The sequence below is a fragment of the Rhodococcus gannanensis genome (assembly GCF_042681175.1).
Classification (GTDB): domain Bacteria; phylum Actinomycetota; class Actinomycetes; order Mycobacteriales; family Mycobacteriaceae; genus Rhodococcus_G; species Rhodococcus_G gannanensis.
Genome location: NZ_JBHUFB010000009.1, coordinates 253,863 through 277,474 on the forward strand (window position 1 = coordinate 253,863; position 23,612 = coordinate 277,474).

The window sequence follows — 23,612 nt, forward strand, 5'->3', positions numbered from 1 at the left end:
CCGCCAACCGCTCGCCACAGCAGCACCACGCCGAAGCCTCTGTCCACCAGCAGCATTCACCACGAACCCACGACGAGGAGCACGTCGATGCGTGACACCACGATTCTCCGCGCCATTCATTCCTGGACGGCTCGTCAGCCGGACGCCCCAGCCCTGACGTCCCCCGATGTCTCACTGACCCGGAGCGAACTGGCCACCGCCACCGACCGCGCAGCGCGGCACCTCGCATCGGCCGGCGTGCGACCCGGCGACCGGGTCGGTGTTCTCGGCGGCCTGTCCGCCGACTGGGCGATCGCCGCCCTCGGCGCGATCCGCCTCGGTGCCGTCGTGTGCCCTCTCAACGAGCGACACACGCCGTTCGAACTCGGCGACGTGTTCGCCAAGCTCACGCCGCGGGTTGTCGTCGCGGCCGGCGGTCACCGCGACGTCGCCGAGGTGGCGGGCAAGGGGATCGCCGACCCTCCGCACGTCCTGGATGCCGGCACACTGTCGAACATCGACGTGGACGTCGCACTTCCTCCGCTCACCGGCGACCCGTCGGACAGGGTGTGCATCATCGCGACGTCGGGGTCCACGGGTCTGCCGAAGGGCGTGGTCTACACCCACGAATCGCTGCTCGGCGCGTTCTTCGAGTGGTCCCTCCAGGCGCCCGAACTCATGGGTGCACGCACCCTGAACGTGAGCTCGATGTCGTTCGCCGCGGGGCTGCTCAACGGGTTCCTCGCACCGCTCGTGCTCGGTGGCAGCATCGTCATGCTGCCGAAATGGGATCCGCAGGAGGCGATGTCTCTCATCTCGTCCGAGCGCATCGCGACGATGGCGGGAACCACGATCTTCTTCGAACAGATGGCCGCGCTGCCCTCGTTCCGGGACACGGACCTGTCCTCCCTCGACGTGGTCTTCATCGGAGGAAACCCGGTGACCCTCGGTCTCATCGAGGCGTGGTCAGCCAAAGGTGTCGGCCTCCGGCAGGCGTACGGGCTGACCGAGTCGCTGTCGATGGTCACCTTCCCGACGGTCGACCTCTCCGTCCGCAAGCCCGAATCGGTCGGATACGGCGGCGTTCTCACCTCCGTCGAGATCATGGACGTCGACGGGACGCCCTGTCCCTCCGGGACATCCGGCGAGATCTGGATCTCGGGTCCCGGCGTGGCCAAGGGCTACTGGGACGACGCCCAGCTCACCGAACAGACGTTCGCCGGTGGCTGGCTGCGTACCGGCGACGTCGGCGTCAAGGACGACGAGGGTGCCATTCGGGTGGTGGGGCGCACCAAGGACGTCGTCATCTCCGGGGGCATGAACATCTACGCCGCCGAGCTCGAACGCGCGATCCTCGAACTACCCGAGGTACTGGAAGCGGCGGTGATCGGCGTCGACGACGACGAATTCGGGGAAACGCCCGCGGTTCTCCTGCGCACGAGCGACGCGGTTGCGCCCGAGCGGATCGTCGACCACTGCCGTGAACGTCTCTCCAGTTACAAGGTCCCGCGCTACGTGGTGTTCCGCGACGATCCGCTGCCGCGCACCTCCAGCATGAAGATCGACAAGAAGGCGCTCCGAAACCAGTACACGAGCATCCCTGGGCAGCACAGCCGATTCGGACGCAGACACTAGCAGCGGCCCACCTGTCACAGACATCCTCGACCTCATGGGAGATCTTCCGTCATGAACACCGAACTCGACCTCCAGGCTGTCCGGGACCGCGCCCTACGGAACCTGTTGACACACCTGAGTGAATCCGTGACCGACCAGTGGGACGACATCGCCCCGTTCGAGCCGACCGACTACCACGATCCGGGTCTGGCGGTGCTCGAACGCGACCGTATCTTCGGGGAGGTTCCGTTCATCGTCGCCCACAGCTCGGAGCTTCCCGCCGGCCACGACTTCGTCTCGCTCGAACTCCCGCGGAACAAGGCGATCGTCATCCGTCAGAAGGACGGCGGAGTGAAGGCGTTCGTGAACGCCTGCCGCCATCGTGGCGCCGAGCTGGTGACGGAGCCGTCCGGCAAGTGCCGTATCCTCTCCTGCCCGTACCACCGGTGGTCGTACGACCCCGACGGCCGGTTGCGCACCGTCACGCTGGACAACACCTTCGGGGACTTCGACCGTTCGAAGTTCGGGCTCGTCGAACTCCCCGTCGAGGAACGTCACGGATTCGTCTGGATGATCGACAACGCGGAACGCACGATCGACGTCGCAGCATGGCTCGGCCCCGAGATGGACGCCATTCTCGCCGGATTCGGCATCGACCGACTCGTCAGCGTCGACCCGCACACCTATCGCCGGCCGGTGAACTGGAAGATCATGCAGGACGGATTCCTCGACAACTATCACGTCAAGTACGCGCATCCGAACACGGCCGGGAAGATGCTGCACACCAACGCGGTCGCACTCGAGGACTACGGCCGGCACTTCTGGTTTCTCACCAGCCGTAAGAGCATCGACCAGTTCATCGGTCAGGACATCGCTTGGGATGCATCGATGGAGAACCACACCATCGAGAGCTGCTTCCTCGCCCCGAACACGATGCTGCTCAAACACGCCACGCACATCGAGTTGCTCACGTTCCGTCCGGTGGGCGCGGACCCGAACGAGTCGATCATGCAGATGCGGATCATGGCGCCCACCGTCGAGGCGAGCGGACTGACCGAGGAGCACTGGACCAAGCGCTGGAAGAAGAACTGGGGGCTGCTCATCTCGATCCTGCACGACGAGGACTTCCCGATCCTCGACGGATCCCAACGGGCACAGTCGAGCCTCGACGCCGGGACGATGCTCCTCGGCCGCAACGAGCTGGCAAGCCACCTCTTCCGCCGCGAGGTGCGCCGGCTCGTCGAACGGGTCCCGGGGGCCTGACCGGGGGCCGCGCTCCCGAGGACACCGAACCGCACAGGATGTCGACGCCACCCGTCCTCACCGCGGAGCGACGTCACCGCCGCTCGGGTCGGGTCCGATTCCACTGATCTCGGTGATGACCCAGTCGTCTGTGCTGTCGATGCTCAGCTTGTAGGTGGCGGTGGACTGGATTCCTTCCGGCGCCTGGGCGTTCGAGGTGAAGACGCTGACGAAGCAGTCCACCGTGTACACGCCGTTCTCCCCCGGTGTCGCCTTGGCCGCGATGGGTTGCGCGGTCGAACTCCACTGCAGCGGCACGACGATCTGCTCCATCGAGGTGGCGGCCTGGGTGAGTCGGTCCCGGAGTTCCGGCGCCGTACCGGCGGTGAGCCTGTCCTTCCAGGTCCCGAGGTCCTTGAAGTCCATCTGTGCGGCGGCGGTTGCGTAGTCGAGTGCCACCTGCTCGGCGTGCTCGCGGTCACCGGCGTCCGCCCGGATCGCGTTCAGCTCGTGCTTCGCCTCGTACAGTTGCCAGCCACCGAAGGCCACCGCCGCGGCGACGACCACGACGCCCGCTGCGACTGCGTACCTGCGCCTGCCAGAGTGCGGGTCCTTCGGAAGGCCTGCCTCGTCCACTGATTCCCGGGTGATGTCTGCTGTCGTCGTCATGGTTTGTCCCTTCGTCGTGCGTGGTCGGTGGTGTCAGTTCTCGGCGGTGAGCCGCAAGGTCAGGGCATCACCGGATTCGGTTGCGGTGAGCATGTTGTCCATCAGCCGTCCGATGTCGACGGTGCGGACGGAGTTCGCCGCCGCGGTCACCGCCGGCAGCAGATTCACCCCGATGGTCTCCAGATCGGGTGCGGCCGCGTCGAGGAACGTCTGGAGCTCGCCGATGAAGGGGCTTGCCCCGTTGGCGATACCCGCGTTGAGGGGACCGCGGTCGGCCGCGAATCGGATGCCCGCGAGCAGGTCCTGGAATCCGGAACCGAACGCAGCCAGATGCGGGGTCGCCTCGGCCATTCCCTGTGGGATGGGCCGACTGGTCTGCAGCAGCGGTTGCAGCGTGCGCAACACGGTGGTGAGACTGTCCGCGTTCCGGGTGAGGGTCGTGGCCATGACTTCACCTGCACGACTGATGTTCCCGGACACCCGGGTGTCGTCGGGCAGTGCCTCGTCCAGCGTTCTGAAGATCTCCTGAACCTGGTCGGGGCTCACCTGGGTGAGCAGGTTCGTCAGACGTTCCGAGAGTTCCTCGAACGTCGTGGGGACCACCACCCGTCCGGGCGACACCACGTCACCGTCCGCGAGGTAGGGCCCACCGGCGGTGGCCGGCCACACCGCGAGAACCGGCTCTCCGAGCGCCGAGAGGTTGTCCACCCGGAAGGTGCTGTCCACCGGGACGGGATGCCCCCGGTCGTACTTCCACGCGACGTCCACGGACTCGGCCGACGCGACGATGCCGGTGATCTCACCGATCTCTACTCCGCGCAACAGCACCCGTGCTCCCACCACGAGACCGTTGGTGTCCGGAATCTGGACCGACGCGGTTTTCACGTCCTCCGCGATCCCGGTCCGCAGGCCGGCGTGGAACATGTACGCGAACGACACCACGGCGATGGCCGCCATTCCGACCGTCGAGAGGATCGTCTTTCTCGTCATCGGACGGCTCCCAGCACACGCAGCACGTTCTCGGTGTCGGCGAGTGTCTCGCCGCTCGCGGACTCCACCCCCACGATGTCGACTTCCGGATGATTGGCGAACGGAATCACCGTTGTCCGGAGGAGTTCCGACAACTGCGCGGCCGCGGACGTGTCGCTCAGTGAGATGTCGGTGGTGTCGGCGAGCGATTCGAACATCGGTACCAGCCACAGCCCGCCGTTGTAGAGGCTGCCGACCGACGGCAGGATCTGGCCGATGTGGGACACCACGGAGGTCGCCAGGCGGCGCCAGTAGTGCACCGTCGACGCATCGAACAGGGTCGCCAGGGAGGCACCGTTGGCATTCACCGATTCCGCGGTCGCGTTCATCCCGCCGAGCAGCCGGTCGATCTCGGCGGTCCGGCCCGCCAGATCGCGCAGGTCGGTTGACACCACGGCGGCGAGATTCCGGATCTCCGGTACCGGCGGCATCACGGTGTTCACCTCCGCCATGACGTCCTGGACCCGCTGGATGCTGCCGCCGTTCACGAAGGTTGCCAGCACCGCCATCGTGTCCTCCAGTTGCGGTGGCGAGGTCGTACGCGCCAGCGGTACGGTGCCGCCCTCGTCGAGGAACCCAGTGACCCGGCTGTCCGGCTCGCGGACGAGCGCGACATAGGTGTCACCCAGAAGGGTGTTCTGCCGCACGATCGCCCGGATGTCGGACGGGATCCGGGTGTCCTCCGCGACCACCGCGACCACGGCGACGCTGCCGGCCTCGACTTCGATGTCCCGAACCTCGCCCACCCGGATCCCGTCCAGGATCACGTCCGCGCCCGAGGGCAGGTTCATCGCGCTCTCGAACTCGATCGTGATCTCGTAAGACGCTCCGAGTCCGCCACGGACCGACGGCAGGTCCTCGGGACGCAGGGAGCACGCCGATGTCGTGAGGACGAGCAGCAGGGCCGCCGTCGACAGCACCCCACGGATGAGTGTGGCGGTCACAGGTGCGGTCCCTTCGTCAAGGCGTCGCCCAGCAGGTTCGCCGGATCGATCGCCGTGCCGTCGCCGAGCGTGACGCTTGGTGGAGTGAAGCGGACCACCAGCCCGCCCGGGTCCGCCGACTGCTGCCGGAGGACGGCCGCGAGCGACGGCACCACGCCGACGAGCCCCGAGAGGTCACCGGCACGCCCGGCTGCGAGCGCGACTGCCTGCGTGACCGGCCCGTGCACGAACGGCCAGATCTCGCCTCCGTAGCGGGTCTGCACGTCGTACAACGTGGCGACGAGCCATCCGATGCCGACACAGACGTCGATCGTGCCGGGGAACAGATCGATTCCGGCGGTGGCGATGTCGGGGAGTTGTGTGGCGAGGGAGGTGATCGCGCCCCAGTCGGCGAGCGTCTGCTCGGTCAACGGCGCCATCGCCGAGACCGCGGTTCCGAGGTCGGCCACCATCCGGTCCGGATCCTCCATCGCGGCGGCGGCGTTCTCCACCAGGTCGCGTGCGTTGTCACCTTCACCCCGCAACGCCTCGGCCAGGCCGGCCACCGCACCCGCGACTGTGGCTTCGCTGCCCTCCGGAGAGAGCTCCCCGAGGAAGTCGGCTGCCGAGCCGACGATCTCGGATATGGTTCGTGGTGTGTGACTGTGCTGCAGTGGAATACAGGTGCCCGGTTCGAGCGCCGGTCCCGACGCCAGGTTTCCGACGAGTTCGAGGCTCCGATCCGCGAGGATCGACTTCGACCGGGTCACCGCCTGGACGTCGGCGGGGAATGCACGGTCCACGCTGGTGGTGAAAGTGACCTCGACCCGATCGCCACGTTCCACGATCGAATCCACCGTGCCGACCTCGAATCCCATCTGTGTGACGGGGTTCCCGGTGTAGAGGCCCACCGAGTCCGGCATCTCGGCGCAATAGGTCGCGCCCTTGCCGGGGCCGGGCGGCGCGTCCGCGTGTGCGACGGCACCCCCTCCGGTGGCGCAGAGCATGGAGACCGTCATCGCGGTCGCCACCACACGGCGTCGAACGACTGCCATCTCAGCACTCCCGTCCCGGGACCGGGAGGCAGATGTCGGAGGCCATCAGGCGCCCCCCACCGACTTCCGCGATTCCCTCCGGGGTGAGCCACGCCGCGAGGTCCTCGCGGGCCGCGGTCAGCGCGTCGATCGCGGGGCCCATCGTGGTGTTGAAGTCCTCGATCGTGGTCCGCGCCTCGGCGATCCGGCTCGCGAGTTCGTCGCTGTGGTTCAGGTAGTACTCCTCGAAGGGTGCAACGGTCATGAGGATGTCCCCCAGCAGTCGGTACGCCTCGTTGAATCCGGCGTGGTTGGTGTTGTAGGTCGACAGCACGAGGTCCATCTCCCGGATGGTGTGGAAGATCATGTCGCGGTCGGTGTTGAATCCGGTCAGGTACTCCGATGCCAGCGCGGTGATCGTCCGCACCTGCTCGCGTTGTCGGTTCATCACCCGTGCGAGCGAGGTCATGCCCGAGATCATCGATCCGATCGAGTCCGGATTGGACCGCAGCGCATCCGCGACCTGGTGCAGGTTCGCGTCGATGTCCGCGGCGTCCACCTCCTCCGTCACCGTCGGCGCCGCCTGGAGGACGTCCCCGATGGAGTACGGAACGGTGACCTGGGCGGCCGGGAGGGGCCGGTCCCCGATCGGCTCGGCGCCCATCGGGACAAGGGTGATCGCGTAACCCCCGACCGGGGTGAGCATCCGGACGTCTACCCGCGACTCAGTCCCGACCTCGACGTCCTTCTCGACGTCCAGGGTCACGCGGACGGTCTCGGCCGCGAGGTGCATGTCGGACACGGATCCGACGCTGACACCGGCGACCCGCACGTCCTGGCCGACGGAGATCGCGGAGACGTCGGTGGTCTCGAACGACACCTTCTTGCGGCCCGGCGGATTCGCGTACAGCATCGCGGTGGCCACCAGAGCGATCACGACGACGGTCGCGGCGGCGGCACCGATCCGACGATCGTCGTCCCACCAGGAGAGCACACCGCGCAGGCGTTTCCGCCGGTTCACCGTGCGTTGCACACGACCACCTCGCTTCCGTTCAGCAGGACGTCGACCGCGGTGGGTAGTTGCGCGACCCCGTGCGCACATCCGCCGGCACCGGCCGATGTCGGGATCTGGATTCCCGCCACCGACGCGGGCAGCAGACGGAATGCCCTCGCAGCCTCGTCGATCGACGAGAATGCTTTTTTCACAGCACCTTCCACGTCGAAACCCGGCCCGATCCCGTACGCGTCGAGCAGCCGCTTGATCGGCGTGAGGAAGTACGGACCGTAGGAGGCGGTCTTCGCGAACTCGTCCAGCACCGTCATCGCGCTGGCGATGGGATGGCTGACGGACCGCATGAACTCGACGACACCCTGTGACCTGCCGCCCATCGAGTCGGCGATGCGTGCGAGGTTGTCGGTGAGGGTCGAAATCACCTGTTCCCGGTCCGATGCGAGTTCCGCGAGCTTCTGGGTGTCGTCCAGCATCGGTTCGAGCCCACTGCCGTCGCCCTGGAGCACGGCGAGGGCGTTCTCCGAGAACCGGTTGATCTCGTCTGTGCTCATCGTCGCGAGGACGGGCTGCAGGCCGTTGAAGAGGTCCGTGATGTCGAAGGAGGGCCGGGTGTTCTCGAGCCCCAGTCGTTCGACCGGGTCGCCGCCGCCGGTTCCGAAGTCGGCGTCGACGTAGCGGACGCCGGTGAGGTTCTGGTACTTGACCGACAGCACGGTGGTCGCCGAGAGCTGGTACGCACGCTCCATGGTGAATCGCACCTCGGCGACGGTCGCGCCGTCGCGGTTCACCAGGTCGATGGACTCGACCTTGCCGATCCGCACGCCCCGCGTCCGGATGTCGCCGTTGGAACCCAGCCCCGACACGTCGGAGAATTCCGCCGTGTAGCTGTGTGTCTCCCCGGACACGGGGCTGCGCATCGCGGCGAGGACCAGAACGAACAGCAGGATCGAGACCACTACGGCGACGACGAGTTTGACGACCGTCGCCAGCAGTGCGGCGCGCGTGCTCACCGCTCTCCTCCCGGCTGCGCCGCCGGTGCCAGCCCCAGAGGAGCGGCGAGGGCAGGCAGGTCGTCGAGAACGATCCGCAACCGCAGTCGCTGCCCGTTCGGACCGTCCACGAAGGCCGAGTCGAGACGACGGGCGAGGTCGCGGGCGGACTCGGGGGTCATTCCCCCGCCGCTCAGGTGCGGGAACAGATCCACGGCGGTCGTGGCGGAGTCGATCAGCGGGGTCAGCTCCGCACCGTGCGACGCCAGCAGGGCACCCGCCTGCCCGAACAACTGGTTCCCCGCCAACGCCAGACCGGCGTCGGACTCGTCGAACACGGCATCGTCGACGCCGACGGATCCGTCGGGCAGCCTGTTGTAGGACTCGCTGTCGTAGATGTTCATCAGGGCAAGCACCGCCTGGTCGACGAACTCGGGTGCCACCTCGAGGAGGTCGTCGAACCGTGCGAGCAGGTCCGACGGCAGCGCCTGCTGGGTCCGCGCCACCCGATCGGCCACGAGCACTCCCGTGTCGATCCACGGTGTCACGCTGTCCAGATAGTGCACGGACTTGTCGAGCGATTCGATCATTCCGCCGGTCAGGGTGCCGTCGATCGTGCCCGACCCGCGCTCGATCATCGTCGACATCGTGTAGTCGCCCCGCGGCACGAGGGACCGCTCCGTCCCGGATCGCAGTGGTGCGCCGGTGGGCATCGCCACGAGATTGACCGCGGACGTACCGAAGTAGTTCTCCGGCCGGTAGTCCAGTTCGAAATCGTCTGTCAGTCCGGCGATCTGGCTCTCGTCGAGCACCAGCTTCATGCGGACCGCGCCCGACTCGGTGCGATCCAGCTCCGCCACCTGCCCGACGGACCGGCCGCGGAGGACCACCTTGGTTCCTTCTGCCACTCCAGGTCCGACGTACGGCACCTCGATCCCCACTGCCACGCCCTCCGGTTCGCTCCACCGCGGGTACAGGGACACCACGGCCACGGCGCCCGCGCACAGGGCGGTGACCACACCGATCCCGGTGACGGCGAGCAGCCGCGACTGGTGGCGCGCCGAACCCCGGATGAAGTCCTGATTCCTGGACACACTCATTCCGTCACCCCTTGAAGACCAGTTCGGGGCTCAGACCCCAGATGGCCACGGTCATCACGAAATTGAGAACGACGATCGCGACGAGGCTCGCACGGATCGCGCGTCCGGACGCCGACCCGACACCGGCCGGGCCTCCGGACGCGAAGTAGCCGTAGTAGCAGTGGATCAGCGTCACGACCGCGCAGAAGACGAGCACCTTCGTCACCGACGCGAGAAGATCCCCGACGCTGAGGAACTGGCCGAAGTAGTGGTCGTACGTTCCGGCCGGCTGGTCGTGGAACGTCTTCACCACGATGCCGCCGGTGACGAAGCTGACGACCAATGCCATCAGGTACCCGGGCAGAACCACCAGCATGCTGCCGACGAGTCGGGTCCCCACCACGAAGGGAATCGCCTGCAGACCGATCGACTCGGTGGCGTCGATCTCCTCCGAGATGCGCATCGCGCCGATCTCGGCGGTCATCCGGCACCCGGCCTGGGCGGCGAACCCGATGCCGGTGATGATCGGCGCGATCACCCGGACGTTGCCGAACGAGCCGATGATTCCCGTCAGTGCACCGAATCCGAGCAGGTCGAAGGCCATGAACGCCTGGATCGCGACGACGGCACCCACCGCGATGCCGAGGAAGAACATCAGGCTGATGACGCCGCCGTCGACCACCAGGGATCCGTTCCCCCAGGCCATGTTGTTCATCGTCGTCACGGTCTGCTTGCGGTAGTGCCGAATCGTTCTGGGCAGTAGCCAGATCGTCCTGCCGATGAAAACGGCGATCTGCCCGATCTCCTCCACACCGCGGCGGCCCGCGTCGGCGACCGCGGTCACGGCACTCATGCCAGCCTCGCCGGGAAGAACATCAGCTGCAGCTGGCTGACGAGGAGATTCGTCGCGAAGATGCAGAAGACGCTGAGGACGACCGAGGCGTTGACCGCGTTAGCCACGCCGGTGGGGCCGCCCTTCGCCTCCAGGCCGCGCAGGCTCGCGATGACGACCACCGTGGCGGCGAAGAGCAGCGACTTCACCACGGAGAAGGCGAGGTCCGTCGGCGTGGCGAATGCGCCGAACGACTGCCAGAAGCTGCCGGGTACGACGTCGTTGACGTTCGCGGAGATCAGCAGGCCCGCAGCAACACCCGCGGCGATGATGATGATGCACAGCATCGGCGCGATCGCGATCATGGCGATGAAGCGGGGCACGACGAGGCGCTGGACCGGGTCGATGCCCATCACCCGGATGGCCTCGATCTCCTCGCGGATCGCGCGCGCCCCGAGATCGGATGCGATCGCGGACGCCGCCGCCCCGCTCATGAGCAACCCGGCCGCCATCGGAGCTCCCTGCCCGACGACGCCGAGGCCGCTCGCGGCACCGGCCAGGGAGTTCGCACCGACCTGGTTCATGATTCCGCCGACCTGCACCGACACCTCGGCGCCGATCGGGACAGCCATGAGCAGCGCGGGCAGCGCCGTCACCTTCAGCAGTTTCCACATCTGCTCGACAACCTCACGCAATGCCAGTCGACCGGACAGCGTGTCGGTGACGCAGAATCGCAGGACGTTGCCACCGAGACGCGCGGACCTGCCGATCGTGGCGAGGCTCCGGCTGGGCTTGTCGCGCAGGTATCCGGCGAGCTGGGCGAACCGAGCCCGCGCGGACCGCTCCACCGCTTCCGGCACCGCGGTCGGGGCGCTCATCGCGCCATCACCCGGGCGGCGTCGAGATCGTCGGCGATGGCATCACGTGCCTCCGGCGGCAACGTCGGGAGCATCCGGCGGACCCGCTCCCGCCTGCGTGCCACGGCCCGCCGCTCCGGGAGTCCCGGCGTGGGGCGCATCTGCGGCGCGATGCCGACGAGGCCCTCGACGCCGCCGGCGTGGTGGCCCGCGTCGACGAGCGCCTGCTCATGCGCCATCTGCGCCTCATCCTTCTCCTCGGACATGCCGATCGGACCGATCATCGCTCCGCCGAGGAACTGCCGGATCACCGGCTCGTCCGAGCTGAGGAGCACCTCGCGGGGGCCGAACATCACCAGTTCCCTCCGGAAGAGCATGCCGATGTTGTCCGGGACCGTCCGGGCGAGATTGATGTTGTGCGAGACGATCAGGATCGTGGCGTCGATCTCGGTGTTGATGTCGATGAGGGTCTGCGAGATGTACGTGGTGCGAACCGGGTCGAGTCCCGAGTCGGGTTCGTCGACGAGGATGATCTGTGGTTCGAGCACGAGTGCACGGGCGAGTCCCGCCCGCTTGCGCATGCCGCCGGAGATCTCGCCGGGCAGCTTGCCCTCGGCACCGACGAGGCCGACCAGTTCGAGTTTCTCCATCACGATCCGCGAGATCTCCGACTCGGGCTTGCGGGTGTGCTCCCGCAGCGGAAACGCCACGTTGTCGAAAAGATTCATCGACCCGAACAGCGCCCCGTCCTGGAAGAGGACCCCGAACAGGGTTCGGATCTCGTACAGCTCCCTCGCCGAACACCGCATGATGTCCACGCCGTCGACGACGATCTCGCCTTCGTCCGGGCGGAGCAGCCCGATCAGCGACTTGAGGAACACCGACTTGCCCGTTCCCGACGGGCCGAGCAGTGCACTCACCTCACCCGCCGGCAAGGTCAGCGACACATCCCGCCAAATTTGGTGCGAACCAAACGACTTGGTCAGATTCCTGACCGACACTTCGATGCCCACCCCGGTTCCCTTCCACCGCGCGATCACGTGCACGGCTCCGCCGCCCGCAGCTGCCGATCGCAGCCCGAACCGAATCCACCGGTCACGCTCTCGCTCGTCACGTGTGTTTCGATTGGCCCGCCGTGCCCCGACCACGACGGTCCCTGTACGTCCTCCTCCGCGACTCTGTCGAGCCGCGGGCTACTCACTGGCCCGCCACGGCCGGTGACGTGTTCACACCGCTTTCGACACCTGACGTCCCAACGCGACGTCGACCATGCCCACACGACCCACAACCTTCACCCGCGAACGCCCCACAGCCCGACCGGCCTTACGCTCATGCGCGTCCAACCGTTTCCACCCCGCCAGATCGACACGATCGGCGTGCCGATCGGCGAGCAGTCGACCGAACGCAGACGGATCCTGCTCAACGACGCCGAAACGTCCCCCGGCGAAGTCCGCAACAAGCTCTGCCACAGTCTCTTCCGAACACTGCCGGTTCGAGCCGATCACGCCGGTCGGACCACGCTTGAGCCACCCGGCCGTGTAGACACCCCGAACAGGCGTGCCCGTCTCGGGATCGTGGACGGCGCCGCGACGGTTCGGCAGCACACCGAGTTCGTCGTCGAACGGAACACCCTGCACAGGACGCCCCCGGAACCCGACCGAGCGGAGCACGAGCCCCGCGGTCAGATCCTCGACCCTCGGGTCTCCATCGAGCGCCGGCCCGGTGGCCTCGATCCGTAGGCCCGCCGTCGCCGCCGCACCGATCACCTCGGTCGGCGACCGGAAGAACTGCAGATGGATCTGCCGGTTGCCCGGTACCGGCCTGGCGTTGCGATACCGATCGAGGATCGCGGCGCGGAAACGCGTCAACTCGTCGACGACTGCAGCCGCCGGATCGAACGCGTGCGACGCCGTCACGTCCACCCCGGGAAGGTGCCCGAGCCCGAGCAACTCCGCGGTGCTGAACGCCGCATGCTCCGGTCCACGCCGACCCAGAACCACCACTTTTCGAATCCTGCTGGCGGCCAGTGCCTCCAGGGCATGTTCGGCAATATCGGTGCCGAACAGCCGTGAGACGTCGCTCGTCAGGATCCGGGCGACGTCGAGTGCCACGTTCCCGTTGCCCACCACGACGGCGCACTCACCCGTCAGGTCGAACGTGCTGTCGGCGTGGTCGGGATGGCCGTTGTACCAGAGCACGAAGTCACGCGCAGCCACCGTGCCGGGCAGGTTCTCACCGGGAATGCCCAACCGCCGGTCACCCTCGGCACCCGAGGCATAGATCACCGCGTGATGATGGCGCAGGATCTCGTCGTGCGTGACATGCACTCCCACTTCGGTGTTCAGGTGAACCGTGCAGGACTTCCTCCCCAGCGTGCGCGCGAAGAGCGTGGAGATCCCCTTCGTCGCAGTATGGTCGGGCGCCACTCCGTAGCGGACCAACCCGCCCGGCGTAGGCAACTTCTCGAGGATGCTGACCTCGACGTCGAGCCCCTTCGTCGTGCACAACGCCTCTGCCGCGTAGCACGCCGACGGTCCGCTACCCACGATCGCCACCCGGAGGGTGCCGAGCGGGGGCGTTCCGATCTCAGGTTCGCCCTCGTCCGGCGTTTCCGCCCGAGGCAGGCGGAAGTACGCCGCGTTCAGTTCGACGAAAGGCTCTGTCGCGGACGTGATGTCCTCCGGCGGCACGATCGCATCCACCGGACACTCGTCCACACACGCACCACAGTCGATGCACGCACCCGGATCGATGAAGAGCATCTCCGTCCGGATCGTCACCCGCTCCTGAGGAGTCGGATGAATGCAGTCGACCGGACATACCGCGACACAACTCGCATCGTTGCAGCACGGCTGGGTCACCACGTGCGCCATTGGTCGCTCCTCGTCGCTGTTGTCTCGCACCCTCACCTCTGGCGGTAGGACGCGGGAGGGTCGTCGGGGTGCACACGGAAAACTCGGTGGCCGTGAGTGTTACGCGCTCATCGTGTGCAGCTCTCCGGCGAGCTGATTTACAACTTACAGGTTCTGTCATCCGTTATACGTCATGTGACCCACACCACGCAAGGGTGCGGTCGGAGCAATCGCGGACGCGTCGCGGCAGTGGGGACGCCACGCAGTGAAACGAACGACCCACAGGCGTCAGCTCAGCGGAGGAAGGACGTCTCCAGCGGGCCGATCGGCGACGATCCCGGGCAGCATGAGGCGGGTCAGGAATCCTCGGAGGTCCGGGTCGCTCGCAGCACCGAAATCCATGCGCCCCACCAGGATGAGCTCCACGAGGACGATCCAGTCGGTGATCTCGCGGTTCGTGGCCCCGGGCCGGATCTCCCCGCGCTCCCGGGCGGCGTCGATCACGGGCGACCACATCTCGTGAGTCAGTTCGGCGGCGAGTTCGGAACTGCCGGCCAGCGGGGCACCCCAGCCGAGATGTTCCGGACCGACGATCAGGCGGATGAGCGGGTCCTGGCGGCCGAGATCGACGAGATGGAGCAGCCCTTCGACGAGTTGCTCGGCGACCGACTCGTACCGGCACAGGAACTCGCGGGTCTCGTCGAACAGCCGCCGCGACCGCACCTCGATGAGGGCGGTGACCAGTGCGTCGCGGTCCCTGAAGTACCGATACAGGGTCGGCCTGGACACCCCGGCTTCCCGGGCGATGTCGTCCATCGTCGACTTCAGCACGCCGTACCGCTGGAACGTCGATTCCGCGGCAGCGAGGATCTGCCCGCGGGCGATGCCCGCGTCGGCGCTGAGAACGCCCGTCGCGCGTCGTCGCGCCATGTGCACCTCCTCGACTCAGACCGGGCCGTCGGCCACGCCGACAGCGGTCTCCGCGGTGGCCTGCGCCGTACCGTCGACGATGGCGGGCAACAGGAATCGGGTGAGCATACGACGATGTTCGGGATCGTTGCCGCTGCCGAAATCCTTGCGTCCCATCAGGATCAATTGCACCATCGTGATCCAGTCGCAGATGTCCTCGCTCGTGGTTCCCGACCGGATCTCACCCCGAGCCCGGGCCTCGTCGATGAGCGGGGTCCACATCTCGGTGGTCAGGCGTGCCGCCAGGCCCGAGCTGCCGAGCAGAGCCGTCGCGGTGTCCATGTGCTCCGCGCTGACGATCAACCGCATGATCGGATCGGATCGGCCCCGATCCACGAGGAACACCAGACCGTCGACGACCTGCTCGCCGAACGTCGGCCGGCGTCGCAGGTAGGCCCGGGCCTTACCGAACAGTCGCCGCGATCGGGACTCCACGATCGCCGAGAGCACCGCGTCACGATCCGCGAAGTAGCGATAGATCGTCGGCCTCGACACACCGACTTCCTGGGCGATGTCACCCATCGTGGCCTTGACCACCCCGTAGCGCTGGAACACGACCTCGGCGGCAGCGAGAATCTTGGCGCGCGCGTCTTCCGCGTCTTCCCCCAGGACGCCGACGCGCCTGCGCGCCATTCGACCCTCCACTCCACCGATTCCACACTCGCCATCCGGCCAGCAGAGCCTAACAAGCATCGCCCCTGGTCTCGGCGATGACCCCGCCCGGGAACGGCGGACTCTCGGAGTCCCACCGGGCCGCTCGCGGCGTGACCGCACCCCTGTTCGGCCACGCCGCGGGCAGTGGAGTCACGCGACCGTTCGTCGCGACGACCCCGCATCCTGAAGGGGGTTGACGGCCCTCAGTCCTCCGGGGTGAACCGAATGGGGAGGCGGACGCATCCCCGGACCTGGCTGCCGTGCAGGATCGGCGGATCCTCGTCGACCAGGCGGTAGTCCGGGATCCGGCGATGCAGTTCCTCGAGTGCGACCGACAGTTCGATCCGGGCCAGGTGCGACCCGAGGCAGCGGTGCGCTCCGGACCCGAACGACAGGTGCCGGTTCGGGTGCCGATCGAGCTCGAGGTCGTTCGGATCCTCGAACTCGTCGCCGTCGCGGTTGGCGGAGCACAGCATGAGAATCAGCTGGTCGCCCTTCCGAATGTGCACTCCTCCGAGTTCGACGTCCCGCGTGGCACACCTGCCGGGAACGACGGCCGCCTCGATTCGGAGGATCTCCTCGACCGCACTCGAGATCAGGTCGTCGTTCTCGATCAGGTCCGCACGCTGGGCAGGGTTGTTGTACAGGTGGATGATGCTCCAGGCCAGGGACCCCTGCACGGTGTGCAACCCGGCGATCAGGAGCAGGAAGAACATGCGGTTGAGCTCCTCGTCGGTCAGCAACCGCGTGCCGTCCTCGAGTTCCACCTCCGTGTGGATCAGCGTCGACGTGATGTCGTCACCCGGGTTGGCCCGCCGCTCGTCGACGATCTTCTGGAAGTAGGTGAGCATACCCAGGCCGGCTTCGGCGCGCGCCTGCATCGATTCTTCCTCGCTGGCACCGGGTTTCCCGGTCAGGACGATGTCCGTGGCCTCGGTGAACATCGGCGCGTCCTCGACCGGCCAGTCCATCAGTGCGAGGAAGACCCTCGTCGGGAGCTCGTGCGCGAACTCGCTGATGAACTCCGCCTCCCCCTTCGCCGCGAAGCCGTCGATCAGCTCGCCCACGAGGTCCCGGATCTGGGCGGTGAGCGCCTTCATGCGGTTCGGCGAGAACAGCGGCTGCAGCGCGAGCCGGTACCCGGTGTGCTCGGGTGGGTCGAGTTCGATCGGGATGAACTTGCCCATTCCGCCCGGACCGGTGACGAGGTTGTTCGGGTAGCTCGAGAAGGTCTCGGGGTCGCGGAGGACCTCGTGAATCTCTTTGTAGCGCGTGACGATCCAGTGTCCACCGTGCGCGGTCGAGTACACGACCGGTCCCTTGCCCGCCAGATCGGCGACGCGGTCCTGGATGGTGTCGACCGGCTGCGTGAGTCCCGGGTCGTAGATGTCGAAGTCGACGACGAGATCGGATGGCGCATCGTCCACTGTTGTCGTGGTCATGTCTTTCCCTTCCTCGAAAGCCTTGAATTTCTGTCTGTTTCGGAAGATCACACCGATTCGACGGTGAGTGCCCGCTCCGGACACGCCAGGGCGGCAGACCGCGCCGACTCGACCTCGGCCTCCGTCCCGAGCGGGTCGCGCAGGACCACGGGATCACCCTGGTCGTCGCAGTCCAGTACGTCGGGCCAGCCTCCGTAGCAGAGGCCGTGCCCGGCGCAGGCGGTGCGGTCGACAGCCAATCGGACCGCCGATGTGCCGTTGGGATTCATCCGAGCTCCTTGAGAGACGGGAGTGTGTGGCCGCACGCGGGCAACGGCCTCGCGGCGCTGTACGAAACGCCACAGGGAGTGGCGCCGGAGAAGAACCCGACCGGGATGCGACCTTCCGCCCCGGCCTGTGACCGACGTTACATCCACTGACAACTGACGTCAATCGATATTTGTCACCAGTTCGCAGTGCGCCCACCTCGGAAGACACGGAACTCCCCGGGATGAACCTCGTCCCGGGGAGTTCGAATGTGTGAAACTGCTGGTTGTTCGCGAATACGGCGATGGGGGCGGACCGCCGCGGTCCGCCCCCACTCGTGTGGTGTCGCCGTCGGGTCAGCCGACCTCGAGCGGCAGCGACTCGTCGGAGACCCACTCGTTCATCGACCCGTCGTAGACGGCGACGTCGTCGCGACCCAGCCGGGCGAGCTGGAACGCGAGGAAGGTCGCGGCAATGCCGCCACCGCAGTAGGTCACCACCGACTTGCTCTCGTCCAGTGCGCCTGCCTCGGCGAACAGCGGCCGCACCAGATCGAGGCCACCGACCCGGCCGTCCTCTGCGACCAGGTCACCGAAGAAGACGTTGACACTGTCCGGAATCCGTCCCGGGCGGCCGTACCCGTAGGTGTCGACCTCGCCGCGGAACGTCTGCGGCTCCAGAGAGTTCACCAGGACGCCGTCCGGATTGCCGATCCCCGCGAGGATGCTCTCCTTGGTGGCCAGCAGCTCGGGCCGCCGCTCACCGGTGAAGACGGCGGCCGGGTAGCTGTTGCCGCCGCCCTTCTCCGTCTCCTTGCCCGCGGCCCTCCACGCACCCAGTCCGCCGTCGAGGACCGACACCCGGTCGAATCCCTCGAGGCGCAGGTTCCACCACAGGCGGGTCGCCCACAGGTTCCCACCCTGGTCGTACAGAACGACATGGGTGTCCGGGCCGATACCGAGGGCACCCGCGCGCTGCGCGAACGTGTCGTGGTCGAGGCTGGTGAAGGCATACGGCGAGTCCGTGTTCGCGAGGTCGCCGAACACGTCAGCGTGCGCAGCCCCTGGAATGTGCTCGGCCTCGTACGACTCGCGACCCGACGTGGTGAACGACTCCCCCGCATCGTCCTTCCCGTGCGAGATGCTGACGTCGTAGATCCGGATGTTCCCATCCGAGCGGTGGGAGTCGAGCCAAGCGGCGTCGACGAGCAGGGGCACGGTGGGCATGGGTACAGCTCCATCCTGCGCGGCAGTGGCCCGCCACGCATCGAAAACCTATTCTTCGTAGACAAGGCTATCTCCCGAGCCGAGCGCGGCGAGGGTTCCGATCCCTGCGATCGGAACCCTCGGCGCCGCGACAGTTCCGGTCACTGAACGGCTAGTACGCGATGAAGAGGATCTCGTCGCGCGAGTAGTTCATTCCCGGATGTACGTCGGCGAGGTGTGACCGAGTCTTCTCGACCAGGTCGTCCTCGTCGGATCCGGTAATCCCTGCGCCACAGGGGCAGCTGAGCCTCGTCTTGATTCGCATTGGCTGTCAACCTTCCGGTCGAGAGAGTTGGAGTTCGAAATCATCTGTGCGGAGGGAGGAAACGGACCCCATAGCGGTCCGCGAGTTCGCGGGCACGAGCGGCAAACCGATCCGCACCCCCGGGATAGGAACGAACAAACGAGACGACCCCGCCGGTGCGCGCTGGAAAGCCAATGCCGAGCACCGATCCGGTGTCGGCGTCGTCGTCCGAACCGACGACGCCTTCATCGAGACAACGCAGCGCCTCGACGGCCTGGACGAACATCAACCGGTCGCGCATGTCGTCGAGCTGTATCGTCCGGCGCGTACCGAACACCTCGTGGAGGCCGGGCCAGAGCCCGATACGTGAACCGTCGACGTCGTAGTCGTAGAACCCACGTCCCACAGACCGGCCACCTCGGTCGTGGTCGTCGATCAGCCGGTCACGGACCCGATCCGCGCTCGTTCCCTGCCAGGTGCCACCGACCGCCTCGACAGCGGTCCGGTTCTCACGTTGAACCGCACGATTGAGTGTCAACGAGATCTCGTCCAGAAGTCGCAGAGGCGGAACCGGGTACCCGGCGGCGGTCGCCGCGCGTTCGACGACGTCCGGATCGACTCCCTCCCCGACCGCGGTCAGGGCTTCGTCGAGGTAGCGCTCCATCACCCGACTGGTGAAGAAGCCCCGACTGTCACGGACAACGATCGGGGTCTTTCCCAGCATCCGCGCGTAGTCGAGCGCTGTCGTGAAGACCGCCTCCGATGTGCGTGCGCCGGCGATCACCTCCACCAGCGGCATCCGGTCGACGGGCGAGAAGAAGTGCATTCCGACCAGGGCCTCTGCCCGCGTCAGCGCGGATGACAAGGTCGTGATCGGCAGGGTCGAGGTCGTGGACGCGAGCACGGTGCCCTCATGAGTGACAGCCTCCACCGACCTCATGACCTGCTGCTTGACGACGACGTTCTCCGGCACCGCCTCGACGACGAGCGAGGCTGGCTCGAGGTCCGCCAAGCGATCGGTCGGCGTGATGCGGTCGAGCAACGCACGTGACACGGCCGAGTCTGTCGTCCGGGCTCGGGCTTCGCGGTGGCTTGCGTATGCGACACCTCGGCGTGCGCCGTCGACGGTCCGTCCGACCAGGACGACGTCGGCTCCGGCTCGTGCGCACGTGTACGCGAGTGCAGCGCCCATCATCCCGGCGCCGACTACGCCGATGGTCTCACCCCCGAGGCACTCCAACCGCCCGGTCCCGGTGGCAGGTTCCGGTGCGGCGTTCACGACGCCCCGGTCCTTCGCCGCCCCACAGCGACGTCGACCCACAGCGACGTCGACCCCGGGCGCACCGCGGCCCGCCTGGCCTTGCGCTCGTGCGCGAACTCACCGATGAACTCCGCCTCGAAGTCGACGACGAGATCGGATGGCGGATCGTCCACTGTTGTGGTGGTCATGACTTCACCTTCCTCGAGAATCGTGAAGCTCGGCGTAGGCGGCCGGCGCCGACGTCGGCTTCCGTATCCGTGGGTGTCGGCCTCGCCGCGGAACGTCTGCGGCTCCGGCGAGTTCACCGGGGCCGACTGGGTATCCGTTGATCGCACGACGACGAGGGTTCCGATCGCCCGGATCGGAACCCTCGCGCTACCGCGCACGTGGCCGCGCCATCATGCGGCCACCGTCACCTCGTCGCGTGTTTGCTCCTGCACCGACTCCCCCCGGGCCCGGGACATGACCGCCGCGACGAGTCCGAGGAGCGCAATGCCACACAGCAGCAGGCTGAGCCAGATCGTGGTGTCGTCGAAGGCAAGCGGCACTGCCACCACCGGCACGACGGCTGCACCGAGCGCGTTGCCGGTCTCGCGACCGAGACCCAACCCGCTATACGCGTGCTTCGTGTCGAACAGCTCGGTGACGTAGGCGCCCATCGGACCGAAGATCGCCGCGACCCCGATGCCGTTGCCGAGCGCGAGGACCACCCAGAACAGGGTCGGCGACCCGTGGCTCGACAGCAGCCAGAACGCGAGCCACGCGAAGACCGCGCTGTAGGCGAAACCGAACATGATGACCGGTCGCCTGCCCACCCGGTCCGACAGTCCGCCGAACAGGGGGATGAGAGCCGCGTTCGCGACCTGCGCGGCGATGAGACCGATCAGGATCTGGGTCTTGTCCAACCCCAGCTGGTTCGCCCCGAACGTGCCCATGAAGACGAGGTAGAAGTAGCCGATCCCGGTCTGGCCGACCGTCATGCCCAACACCGTGACGAGGGCACGCGGTTGCTGCCGGATCACGTCACGCACCGGAGTGCTCGCCGTGTCGTCGGCATCCTCGATCCGCCGGAACTCCGGCGTCTCCGGAAGCGACCTCCGCAGCCAGAGCCCGTACGCGAGGATCAGCCCGCTCATCAGGAAGGGAATGCGCCAACCCCAGTCCAGGAAGGCGTCCTTCGACAACACCGTCGAGACCAACAACAGGGCACCGGTGCCCAGCACGCCACCCAGGGCCGCACCCATGCCGGGGAGCGATCCGAGGAGGCCGCGCTTGCGCTGCTCGGCGAACTCGACCGCGACGAGGGTTGCTCCCCCGTACTCGGCGCTGGCGCCGATGCCCTGCACGACACGCAACAGCACCAGCAGGAGCGGCGCGAGCCAGCCGATCTGCGCGTAGCTCGGCAACAGTCCGACGAGCAGTGTGGCGGCGCCCATGAGGACCAGAGTCAGTACGAGAATCTTCTTGCGCCCGATACGGTCTCCGAGGCTGCCGAGGATGACGCCGCCGAGCGGGCGCACCAGGAATCCGACCGCAAACGTGCCGACGGCCTGGAGGGTACCGAGGAACGGACTGGATCCGGAGAAGAAGACGCTGGCGAACACCACCGTCGCGGCAGAGGCGTAGAGGCTGAAGTCGTAGTACTCGAGGAGGGTTCCGACGAACGCCGCTCGACTGGCCCGCCTCGACTGGCTCCGGGAGGTCGTTCCGGCGGATTCGGGCTCCGATTCGACGGTTGGGGGGTGGATCTCGGTCATGCACACCTCGTGTGTGTGAGCCCGACGGAAAGCCGGGCACGGCCTGTGATGCACGACACGTTAACCGACAACTGTTAGGTTTGTCTACGCGAGCACGAACGCCCGAGTCAGCATCAAATACGTGTATGGAACACGTATTTCGTGATTCGGATCGCATGTCACGCCCTGCGGCGTCCGGCCCCGGATCGGCGCAATGTCACATCGGGCGCATCCAGTGCGCACGATGTGACATTGCGCCCACAGAGCAGGGGCGCCAGGTTGCAGCGAACGGGTCGCGGGTGCGGCCTGACAGAGGCGCGGGGTGGTCAGCCGCCGCAGGCGGGACTTCCAGGGAACGCAGACACCCCGAACCTGCACCCGACCTCGGTGACGGCGGCCAGGCGCTCGATCGGGTTCCGGTGCTGAAGGGCAGGCAGCAGCCCGTCCCCGAGCAGAGCGGACTTCTCCGACGGAGCCATGGCCGACTCGTCGAGAACACCACGCACCTGGGCGAATTCGGACAGTTCGTCGAAGATCATCGACAATGCGGCTTCGGTGGTGCGGTCCTCCGGCTCGATCCCGGTGACGTCCACCCCGGTCTCGTACTCGTGGCGGACGGCGTGCGGGCCCTGGTCGCAGGTGGGCTTGTTCAGGTCGATGCGAAAGTCCGGGCGTTCCGCGGATGGCGCCGTGACCGTGCCGGCATCGGTGCAGGCGTGATGCGAGATCCGGTCGGCGAGCGCGTGGATGTAGATGCCGATCCTCGCGTTCCACGACTCCGCCCCCACCCACGAGTCGAACTGTGGGGCCAGCACACCGTCCGAAATCACCTGCGGTCCGGTCATGTTGGTGAACGGAATGGCGAGCGGCGCCTGCACGCTGTACGTGCCGTTGATCTGCGTCGGATCGGGATCGTCGAAGCACTCGGCGCCGGTGGCGTAGTCACCGGACGCCGAGGGGTTCGTGAAACCGCCAGTGCACAGCGGCACGGCGCTACCGGGCCCGGCCATCGCCCAGCGCCGTACATGCGTGAGCATCACCTCGTGCGCCGGGTCGTCCACGTCGGGACGCAGACCGTCGGGCTCCGGGTCTCCGGGCCCGCGCATGGTCGGCAGGAAGTGGAACAGGAATCCGCCGGTCGCGAAGTGCGTCCGCACGAGTCCGCTGATGTCGGCGGTGGTCAGGGCGGCGGCGTCCGGTACCGGTGCTCCGTTCGCGTCACGCGGCACGAAGGTGCCGAGGTCCGTCGCCTCGTCGTACGCCGCGATCCAGTACGCGTCTCGCTCGGAGAACCCGACGGTGCGCGCGATGATGTAGGTGGAGTCGGAATGCACGAGGCTGCGACCGCCGAGCGGCTGACGGAGCGTGTAGCCATATCGCACGAACGCCTCCAGCCCACAGAGCGGACCGTTCGGATCGTCCGCCGGGCACGGCGGTGGCAGTGGCGCGCAATTGTGCGGCGGCGCCCCGCCGGGGGTGTAGCAGATGTCCTCCGCGAACCCCTGTGCCTGTGGCGGCGCGAACGCGAACGTCGCGCCGACGACTGTCAGCAACACCGTGGTCAAGCTCCGAATGTGGCCGCCCATCGCGCGCACCTTCCGGTTACCCGCCCCCGATCACCGTACACCCGACGACGAGACACCGGACCGGAAAACCGCAGGTCACAGCTTGATCACCGAATACG

23 protein-coding genes are annotated in these 23,612 nt (G+C 67.2%); 2 read left to right on the forward strand and 21 right to left on the reverse strand.

Going from position 1 to position 23,612, the window contains the following annotated elements; genetic code table 11:
- Positions 1-87: 87 nt before the first annotated feature.
- Both ACFSJG_RS07945 and ACFSJG_RS07950 read left to right on the forward strand, forming a co-directional pair.
- Positions 88-1,614 (forward strand): class I adenylate-forming enzyme family protein, encoded by a 1,527-nt coding sequence (locus tag ACFSJG_RS07945; protein WP_378484659.1) that lies wholly within the window; start codon positions 88-90, stop codon positions 1,612-1,614.
- A gap of 51 nt (positions 1,615-1,665) precedes the next feature.
- Positions 1,666-2,856: an aromatic ring-hydroxylating oxygenase subunit alpha gene (locus ACFSJG_RS07950; RefSeq protein ID WP_378484660.1), complete on the forward strand. Its 1,191-nt coding sequence runs from the start codon at positions 1,666-1,668 to the stop codon at positions 2,854-2,856.
- 57 nt (positions 2,857-2,913) lie between these two features.
- On the opposite strand, the gene ACFSJG_RS07955 is transcribed toward ACFSJG_RS07950, so the two are convergent.
- The 21 genes from ACFSJG_RS07955 to ACFSJG_RS08055 all read right to left on the reverse strand — a co-directional run bounded on the left by ACFSJG_RS07955 (position 2,914) and on the right by ACFSJG_RS08055 (position 23,514).
- Positions 2,914-3,504, reverse strand: coding sequence for a hypothetical protein (locus ACFSJG_RS07955; RefSeq protein ID WP_378484661.1), 591 nt, complete (start codon positions 3,502-3,504; stop codon positions 2,914-2,916).
- Between the two features lie 33 nt (positions 3,505-3,537).
- Entirely contained in the window at positions 3,538-4,494 is a 957-nt protein-coding gene (locus tag ACFSJG_RS07960) for an MlaD family protein (protein ID WP_378484662.1), read from the reverse strand.
- The gene (locus tag ACFSJG_RS07965) at positions 4,491-5,477 is read right to left on the reverse strand and encodes an MlaD family protein (RefSeq protein WP_378484663.1); all 987 of its coding nucleotides are present in this window, start codon (positions 5,475-5,477) and stop codon (positions 4,491-4,493) included. The genes ACFSJG_RS07960 and ACFSJG_RS07965 overlap by 4 nt, the downstream gene beginning before the upstream one ends.
- On the reverse strand, positions 5,474-6,511 hold the full coding sequence (locus ACFSJG_RS07970; protein ID WP_378484664.1) for an MlaD family protein: 1,038 nt from the start codon (positions 6,509-6,511) through the stop codon (positions 5,474-5,476). The genes ACFSJG_RS07965 and ACFSJG_RS07970 overlap by 4 nt, the downstream gene beginning before the upstream one ends.
- Before the next feature lies 1 nt (position 6,512).
- Entirely contained in the window at positions 6,513-7,523 is a 1,011-nt protein-coding gene (locus tag ACFSJG_RS07975) for an MlaD family protein (RefSeq protein WP_378484665.1), read from the reverse strand.
- A complete protein-coding gene (locus ACFSJG_RS07980) occupies positions 7,508-8,512 on the reverse strand; it encodes an MlaD family protein (RefSeq protein WP_378484666.1) in 1,005 nt (334 codons plus the stop codon). Before ACFSJG_RS07980 ends, ACFSJG_RS07975 begins: the two co-directional genes overlap by 16 nt.
- Positions 8,509-9,591, reverse strand: a complete 1,083-nt coding sequence (locus ACFSJG_RS07985) for an MlaD family protein (protein WP_378484667.1) — start codon at positions 9,589-9,591, stop codon at positions 8,509-8,511. Before ACFSJG_RS07985 ends, ACFSJG_RS07980 begins: the two co-directional genes overlap by 4 nt.
- Before the next feature lie 4 nt (positions 9,592-9,595).
- Positions 9,596-10,423 (reverse strand): MlaE family ABC transporter permease, encoded by an 828-nt coding sequence (locus ACFSJG_RS07990; RefSeq protein ID WP_378484668.1) that lies wholly within the window; start codon positions 10,421-10,423, stop codon positions 9,596-9,598.
- The gene (locus tag ACFSJG_RS07995) at positions 10,420-11,280 is read right to left on the reverse strand and encodes an ABC transporter permease (RefSeq protein ID WP_378484669.1); all 861 of its coding nucleotides are present in this window, start codon (positions 11,278-11,280) and stop codon (positions 10,420-10,422) included. The genes ACFSJG_RS07990 and ACFSJG_RS07995 overlap by 4 nt, the downstream gene beginning before the upstream one ends.
- On the reverse strand, positions 11,277-12,272 hold the full coding sequence (locus tag ACFSJG_RS08000; protein WP_378484670.1) for an ABC transporter ATP-binding protein: 996 nt from the start codon (positions 12,270-12,272) through the stop codon (positions 11,277-11,279). The genes ACFSJG_RS07995 and ACFSJG_RS08000 overlap by 4 nt, the downstream gene beginning before the upstream one ends.
- A gap of 213 nt (positions 12,273-12,485) precedes the next feature.
- Complete coding sequence (locus ACFSJG_RS08005; protein WP_378484671.1) at positions 12,486-14,132, reverse strand: FAD-dependent oxidoreductase; 1,647 nt, start codon at positions 14,130-14,132, stop codon at positions 12,486-12,488.
- 267 nt (positions 14,133-14,399) lie between these two features.
- A complete protein-coding gene (locus tag ACFSJG_RS08010) occupies positions 14,400-15,041 on the reverse strand; it encodes a TetR/AcrR family transcriptional regulator (protein ID WP_378484672.1) in 642 nt (213 codons plus the stop codon).
- A gap of 15 nt (positions 15,042-15,056) precedes the next feature.
- A complete protein-coding gene (locus ACFSJG_RS08015) occupies positions 15,057-15,713 on the reverse strand; it encodes a TetR/AcrR family transcriptional regulator (protein WP_378484673.1) in 657 nt (218 codons plus the stop codon).
- 224 nt (positions 15,714-15,937) lie between these two features.
- The gene (locus tag ACFSJG_RS08020; RefSeq protein ID WP_378484674.1) at positions 15,938-17,176 is read right to left on the reverse strand and encodes a cytochrome P450; all 1,239 of its coding nucleotides are present in this window, start codon (positions 17,174-17,176) and stop codon (positions 15,938-15,940) included.
- A gap of 47 nt (positions 17,177-17,223) precedes the next feature.
- Positions 17,224-17,445: a ferredoxin gene (locus tag ACFSJG_RS08025; protein WP_378484675.1), complete on the reverse strand. Its 222-nt coding sequence runs from the start codon at positions 17,443-17,445 to the stop codon at positions 17,224-17,226.
- A gap of 333 nt (positions 17,446-17,778) precedes the next feature.
- A complete protein-coding gene (locus ACFSJG_RS08030; protein ID WP_378484676.1) occupies positions 17,779-18,648 on the reverse strand; it encodes a sulfurtransferase in 870 nt (289 codons plus the stop codon).
- 151 nt (positions 18,649-18,799) lie between these two features.
- The gene (locus ACFSJG_RS08035) at positions 18,800-18,952 is read right to left on the reverse strand and encodes a DUF1059 domain-containing protein (RefSeq protein WP_378484677.1); all 153 of its coding nucleotides are present in this window, start codon (positions 18,950-18,952) and stop codon (positions 18,800-18,802) included.
- Between the two features lie 40 nt (positions 18,953-18,992).
- On the reverse strand, positions 18,993-20,210 hold the full coding sequence (locus ACFSJG_RS08040) for a 3-hydroxyacyl-CoA dehydrogenase family protein (protein ID WP_378484678.1): 1,218 nt from the start codon (positions 20,208-20,210) through the stop codon (positions 18,993-18,995).
- Complete coding sequence (locus ACFSJG_RS08045; RefSeq protein WP_378484679.1) at positions 20,207-20,380, reverse strand: hypothetical protein; 174 nt, start codon at positions 20,378-20,380, stop codon at positions 20,207-20,209. The genes ACFSJG_RS08040 and ACFSJG_RS08045 overlap by 4 nt, the downstream gene beginning before the upstream one ends.
- Before the next feature lie 210 nt (positions 20,381-20,590).
- Positions 20,591-21,949, reverse strand: a complete 1,359-nt coding sequence (locus ACFSJG_RS08050; protein WP_378484680.1) for an MFS transporter — start codon at positions 21,947-21,949, stop codon at positions 20,591-20,593.
- Between the two features lie 305 nt (positions 21,950-22,254).
- Positions 22,255-23,514: a hypothetical protein gene (locus ACFSJG_RS08055; protein WP_378484681.1), complete on the reverse strand. Its 1,260-nt coding sequence runs from the start codon at positions 23,512-23,514 to the stop codon at positions 22,255-22,257.
- Positions 23,515-23,612: the final 98 nt, after the last annotated feature.

Excerpts from the sequence above, each read along its gene's own strand:
- ACFSJG_RS08010 (WP_378484672.1), bottom strand. The coding sequence starts at position 15,041 with ATGGCGCGACGACGCGCGACGGGCGTTCTCAGCGCCGACGCGGGCATC.
- ACFSJG_RS07995 (WP_378484669.1), bottom strand. The coding sequence starts at position 11,280 with ATGAGCGCCCCGACCGCGGTGCCGGAAGCGGTGGAGCGGTCCGCGCGG.
- ACFSJG_RS08050 (WP_378484680.1), bottom strand. The coding sequence starts at position 21,949 with ATGACCGAGATCCACCCCCCAACCGTCGAATCGGAGCCCGAATCCGCC.
- ACFSJG_RS08025 (WP_378484675.1), bottom strand. The coding sequence starts at position 17,445 with ATGAATCCCAACGGCACATCGGCGGTCCGATTGGCTGTCGACCGCACC.
- ACFSJG_RS07970 (WP_378484664.1), bottom strand. The coding sequence starts at position 6,511 with ATGGCAGTCGTTCGACGCCGTGTGGTGGCGACCGCGATGACGGTCTCC.
- ACFSJG_RS08035 (WP_378484677.1), bottom strand. The coding sequence starts at position 18,952 with ATGCGAATCAAGACGAGGCTCAGCTGCCCCTGTGGCGCAGGGATTACC.
- ACFSJG_RS08030 (WP_378484676.1), bottom strand. The coding sequence starts at position 18,648 with ATGCCCACCGTGCCCCTGCTCGTCGACGCCGCTTGGCTCGACTCCCAC.
- ACFSJG_RS07985 (WP_378484667.1), bottom strand. The coding sequence starts at position 9,591 with ATGAGTGTGTCCAGGAATCAGGACTTCATCCGGGGTTCGGCGCGCCAC.
- ACFSJG_RS07950 (WP_378484660.1), top strand. The coding sequence starts at position 1,666 with ATGAACACCGAACTCGACCTCCAGGCTGTCCGGGACCGCGCCCTACGG.
- ACFSJG_RS08015 (WP_378484673.1), bottom strand. The coding sequence starts at position 15,713 with ATGGCGCGCAGGCGCGTCGGCGTCCTGGGGGAAGACGCGGAAGACGCG.
- ACFSJG_RS08045 (WP_378484679.1), bottom strand. The coding sequence starts at position 20,380 with ATGACCACCACAACAGTGGACGATCCGCCATCCGATCTCGTCGTCGAC.
- ACFSJG_RS08005 (WP_378484671.1), bottom strand. The coding sequence starts at position 14,132 with ATGGCGCACGTGGTGACCCAGCCGTGCTGCAACGATGCGAGTTGTGTC.
- ACFSJG_RS07990 (WP_378484668.1), bottom strand. The coding sequence starts at position 10,423 with ATGAGTGCCGTGACCGCGGTCGCCGACGCGGGCCGCCGCGGTGTGGAG.
- ACFSJG_RS07960 (WP_378484662.1), bottom strand. The coding sequence starts at position 4,494 with ATGACGAGAAAGACGATCCTCTCGACGGTCGGAATGGCGGCCATCGCC.
- ACFSJG_RS08020 (WP_378484674.1), bottom strand. The coding sequence starts at position 17,176 with ATGACCACGACAACAGTGGACGATGCGCCATCCGATCTCGTCGTCGAC.
- ACFSJG_RS07945 (WP_378484659.1), top strand. The coding sequence starts at position 88 with ATGCGTGACACCACGATTCTCCGCGCCATTCATTCCTGGACGGCTCGT.
- ACFSJG_RS07955 (WP_378484661.1), bottom strand. The coding sequence starts at position 3,504 with ATGACGACGACAGCAGACATCACCCGGGAATCAGTGGACGAGGCAGGC.
- ACFSJG_RS08055 (WP_378484681.1), bottom strand. The coding sequence starts at position 23,514 with ATGGGCGGCCACATTCGGAGCTTGACCACGGTGTTGCTGACAGTCGTC.